We start from the raw sequence: 5234 nt of genomic DNA, 5'->3' as shown, positions 1-5234 counted from the left end.
CCCCCTAACAGGGGCGGTGGAGTCTGATGCCGATACGCTGCCAGCCATTATCCAAGAGATGCTGCTGACTAAGACCTCTGAGCGTCAGGGGCGTGTGATTGATCATGACAGCGCAGCGTCCATGGAGAAGAAAAAGCAAGAGGGGTATTTCTAATGTCGCACTCATCTGAACTGATTGCCGAAGATATCGAAGGTTATTTGAAGGCTCATGAGCACAAAGGCCTGCTGCGCTTTATTACTTGCGGCAGCGTCGATGACGGTAAAAGCACCCTGATTGGCCGCTTGCTGTTTGAATCCAAGCTGCTCTTTGAAGATCAGCTGGCTGCTATTGAAGCTGACTCTAAAAAGTTCGGTACTCAGGGCGGCGATATGGACTTCGCGCTGCTGGTTGATGGCTTGGCAGCAGAGCGCGAGCAAGGCATCACTATCGATGTGGCGTATCGCTTTTTCTCCACCGAAAAGCGCAAGTTTATTGTTGCTGATACGCCTGGGCATGAGCAGTACACCCGTAACATGGTGACCGGTGCTTCCACGGCAGACGCTGCTATTTTGATGGTTGATGCGCGCCATGGAATTTTAACGCAGACGCGTCGCCACAGTTTTTTAATGTCATTGATGGGTATGCGGCATGTCGTCGTTGCCATCAATAAAATGGACTTGGTAGATTACTCTAAAGCGCGTTTCGACCAGATCGTTGAAGAGTACCGTACGTTTGCCAAACAGCTCGGTTTGGAAAACATTACGTTTATCCCCATGTCAGCATTGAAAGGCGATAACGTTATTGAGCCAAGCCCGCACATGCCTTGGTATCACGGCACGACGCTGATGGGCTATTTGGAAACCGTAGAGCTTGATGCCGAGCATTTGCAGCGTTCACCCTTCCGGATGCCAGTGCAGTGGGTAAACCGTCCTAACCTGGATTTCCGTGGTTTCAGTGGCATGGTATCAAGCGGCGTTGTTCGCCCTGGCGATCAGATTCGTGTTCAGCCTTCGGGTAAAACCAGCACTGTGTCACGCATCTACACCTTTGATGGTGACTTGGACGAGGCGGTGGCAGGCCAATCGGTAACACTGTTGCTGGAAGATGAAATTGATATCTCCCGGGGCGATGTCATCTCCGGTGTAGAGCAGCCTGCTCATACGGCTGATCAGTTCGAGACAACGTTGGTGTGGATGCATGAGGCGCCGCTGCTGCCTGGTCGCCCTTACTTAATGAAGCTAGGCACCCAGATGGTGTCAGCGACCGTTACTGATATTAAATATCAGGTTAACGTTAATACGCTGGAACACACGGCTGGCAAACAGCTTGATTTGAACGGCATTGGTGTCTGTACGATTAGCCTCAACCGTGCGGTTGCTTTTGATGCTTATCAAGATAACCACGATACCGGTGGCTTCATCCTGATTGACCGTATGACGAATAATACGGTGGGTGCAGGTATGCTGCATTTTGCCCTTCGTCGTAGCCAGAATATTCATATGCAACATGTGGATATTGATAAGCAGGCACGTGCGTCGGCGAAGGGCCAGAAACCGGCAGTTCTATGGTTTACAGGCCTTTCTGGTGCTGGCAAATCAACGATCGCTAACCTGGTTGAGAAAAAGCTATTTACCCAGGGCCAGCATACCTACTTACTGGACGGTGATAACGTTCGTCATGGTTTAAATCGTGACTTAGGCTTTACTGATGCTGATCGCGTTGAAAACGTGCGTCGCGTAGCGGAAACTGCCAAGCTGATGGTTGATGCTGGGTTGATCGTTATGTCCGCGTTTATTTCGCCTTTCCGTAGCGAACGTCAACTAGCGCGAGATTTGCTGGAAGCAGGTGAATTCATCGAGATTTTCGTAGATGCACCGCTAAATGTAGTAGAAGCTCGTGATCCTAAAGGTCTTTATAAAAAGGCCCGTCGAGGTGAGCTGAAAAACTTCACAGGCATTGATTCAACGTATGAAGCACCTGAGTCGCCAGATGTTCATCTGAAGACCTCAGAAATGAGTGCCGAAGAAGCGGCTGATAGCGTGATTAAGACGTTGCGTGAGCGTGGCCTAATTAGCTGATTTCCATGCAGTGTAGGTTAAACACGTAATGTAAATACTGATAAGCCACCAAGCAGCCGGTCGTTGTTTGGTGGCTTAATCATAAGGAAATGACAAAATGATTGATCAAGCGTTATTGGATTCTGTGGAACGTATTGCTCGTGAAGCGGGCGATGCCATTATGGCGGTTTATGCACGCGAATTTAGCGTGGAAGAAAAAGAAGACAAAAGCCCATTAACTGAAGCGGATCAAGCTGCTCACCATGTGATTGTAAGCGGCTTGCAGGCGCTTTCTTTACAGTTGCCTATACTCTCTGAAGAAGACGCAGAAGGCTTTGCCGGGGTAGACGGCAATGGCCGCTATTGGTTGGTAGACCCGCTTGACGGTAGACCCGCTTGACGGGACTAAAGAGTTTATCAAGCGTAACGGTGAGTTCACCGTTAATATTGCGCTGATTGAAAACGGTAAGCCCGTGTTGGGCGTTGTTACCGCTCCGGCGCTTGAAACCGCTTATGTTGCCGCTGAAGGTTTAGGTGCATTTAAAGTGGAAGCGAATGGCGAACGCCATGAGATTCGTGTTGCGGGCGAGCCGGAAGCTGCTTCCACTTGGCGTGTTGTGGGTAGTCGCTCGCATCCCAGCCCGGACTTGGCAGCGTGGCTTGAAAAGCTAGGTGAGCACGAAATGTTGCCCATGGGCAGTTCGCTTAAACTATGCTTAATTGCAGAAGGTAAGGCCGATGCTTATCCTCGTTTAGGCCCTACCTGTCTTTGGGATACTGGCGCCGCTCATGCGGTCGTGCTTCAAGCGGGTGGCCGAGTTGAAACGCTAGAGGGTAAACCGCTTAGCTACGCCAACCCCAGCGAAAAGCTTAATCCGTATTTTGTTGTTTGGGGAAATGTATGAAGGCCATGTTTTAAAGACCGAGCTTTGAAGACCGAGCTTTAAGGACTCTGAGCTACGGGGGAGTGTAATATGCTCCCCTTTAAGAAGAGCCAGTTCACGGGATGCTCGCTATGACGGGTCTTTGTAAATAGCTCTCTGCAAATGGCCCTTTGCTAGTTGTGTTTTGCAAATGGTTCTTTGCACATGGCTCTTTACATACGATGAAAGCCATCGTCGTTATAAGTCGTTATTAAAGGATTGAGTATGTGCGGAATCGTTGGCGCCATTGGCGCAATGGAATGTACCCCGTTTTTGCTTTCAGGCTTGAAAGTACTTGAATACCGTGGCTATGACTCTGCTGGGTTAGCTGTGCTAAGTGACTCTGGTACGCTATCGCGTGCCCGCGCCAAGGGGCGAGTGTCAGTTCTTGAAGCCCGCGTTGAAGAGGAGGGAGTTGAGGGGAAAGTGGGCATTGCTCATACCCGTTGGGCAACTCACGGTGTTCCTGCTGAACGTAACGCTCATCCACATATTTCGAGTGGCTTGGCGGTGGTGCATAACGGCATCATTGAAAACTATGAAACCCTACGTGAAAAGCTTCAGGGGTTAGGGTACGAGTTCACTTCAGACACCGACACTGAAACCATTGCCCACCTGATTCAAGCGTGCTTTAAAGGCGAGATTGGCGAACCAGCCGAAAATCTTTTTTCTGCTGTGCGTTGTGCCGTGGCGCATTTGCATGGTGCTTTCGCGCTGGCGGTGATAAGCGAAGAAGAACCAGGTTGCTTAGTCGTGGCTCGTGAAGGTTCGCCGCTGATGTTAGGTATTGCTGATGACGGCCACTATGCCGCTTCAGATGCCTCGGCGCTGCTGTCGGTCACCCAGAAGATGATGTACCTGGAAAATGGTGATGTGGCGCGCCTAACGCGTGACTCGATCACATTAGTCGATGCGCTTGGTCAGCCCGCTCAGCGGGAAGTGATTACCTCTAGCCTTGCTGCGAATGCAGTTGAGTTAGGTGAGTTTAATCACTACATGCAAAAAGAGATATTTGAGCAGCCACAAGCGTTGGGGAATACGCTGGAAATGCTGAGCGGCGCAGGTCAGTTGCAGCCGGGTATTTTTGGCGCAGAAGCGCAAGGTGTTTTTGAGCAGGTTGATTCCGTATTGATCCTGGCCTGTGGTACGTCTAGCTATGCGGGTATGACGGCTAAGTACTGGATTGAGCAAGTGGCCGGTATCCCGTGCAATGTCGAAATTGCCAGTGAATACCGTTATCGCCAAAGCGTAGCGAATCCTAATCAGCTCGTCGTGGTTATTTCTCAGTCCGGTGAAACCGCTGATACCCTCGCCGCGTTACAGCACGCTAAATCAATGGGGCACATTCATACGTTAGCAATTTGTAATGTGCCTGAGTCTGCCATTGTGCGTGAAACACTGTTGCGCTTTATTACCCGTGCTGGCCCGGAAATTGGTGTTGCCTCTACGAAAGCTTTCACTACTCAGCTCAGCGCACTATTTTTGCTTACGCTCTTGTTGGCAAAGGCGAATCATCGGCTAGATGAAGCAGATGAAAAAGCTTATCTGGATGAGCTGCGCCACTTGCCCATCGCGGTTAAAAAAGTGCTGGCACTAGAGCCAAGCATCAAGGCGTGGTCAAAGCATTTTGCTAATAAGCAGCATGCGCTTTTCTTAGGCCGAGGCCGCCACTTCCCAATTGCATTGGAAGGGGCGCTGAAGCTAAAAGAAATCTCTTATATTCATGCAGAAGCTTACCCTGCTGGGGAATTGAAACACGGCCCGCTAGCATTAGTTGATGCTGATATGCCTGTGGTGGTAGTGGCGCCTAACGATGAGTTGTTAGAAAAGCTAAAAGCCAATATGCAGGAAGTGAGTGCCCGTGGCGGTCAGCTTTATGTGTTTGCCGATGGCGGCAGTACCGTTAAGCCAAGTGAGGGCATTAATGTGCTGGTTATGCCGGAAAACTACGGTTTGCTTTCCCCTGTGCTGCATGTCGTGGCACTTCAGTTGTTGTCGTACCACGTAGCGCTGGTAAAAGGCACCGACGTAGACAAGCCACGTAACTTGGCGAAAAGTGTCACCGTGGAGTAATTCAGGGGCGGCTTAGCCGCCTCTGCAGGTGCCTTAGTAGGAATGTGGGGCATTTCCGCTGTTCTATCATCCCCGCATGCCCGCTGTTCTGTCATTCCCGTATGTCTGCTGTTCTGTTATTCCCGCATGCCCTTAGCGGGAATCCAGTTTGGTTCAGGCATTCGGGGTCCCAGCGGGTAAGGTCAAGGTGGATTCCCGATA

2 protein-coding genes and 2 pseudogenes are annotated in these 5234 nt (G+C 50.5%); all 4 read left to right on the top strand.

Features of this window, described 5'->3' with window-relative positions; translation table 11 throughout:
• Nucleotides 1-154: pseudogene (locus INT22_RS21550) on the top strand (sulfate adenylyltransferase subunit CysD); the annotation flags it as partial.
• Nucleotides 154-2058 carry a sulfate adenylyltransferase subunit CysN gene (gene cysN / locus INT22_RS18900; RefSeq protein ID WP_193068753.1) on the top strand — a complete coding sequence of 635 codons (1905 nt, stop codon included), beginning with the start codon at nt 154-156 and terminating at the stop codon, nt 2056-2058. The pseudogene INT22_RS21550 and the gene cysN, both read left to right, overlap by 1 nt.
• 97 nt (nt 2059-2155) lie before the next feature.
• Nucleotides 2156-2942: pseudogene (gene cysQ, locus INT22_RS18895) on the top strand (3'(2'),5'-bisphosphate nucleotidase CysQ).
• 243 nt (nt 2943-3185) lie between these two features.
• Nucleotides 3186-5033 carry a glutamine--fructose-6-phosphate transaminase (isomerizing) gene (gene glmS, locus INT22_RS18890; RefSeq protein ID WP_193068752.1) on the top strand — a complete coding sequence of 616 codons (1848 nt, stop codon included), beginning with the start codon at nt 3186-3188 and terminating at the stop codon, nt 5031-5033.
• Nucleotides 5034-5234: the final 201 nt, after the last annotated feature.

The organism is Halomonas sp. 3D7M (assembly GCF_014897885.1).
Taxonomy (GTDB): domain Bacteria; phylum Pseudomonadota; class Gammaproteobacteria; order Pseudomonadales; family Halomonadaceae; genus Vreelandella.
This window is presented reverse-complemented; position numbering and strand designations above follow the sequence as displayed.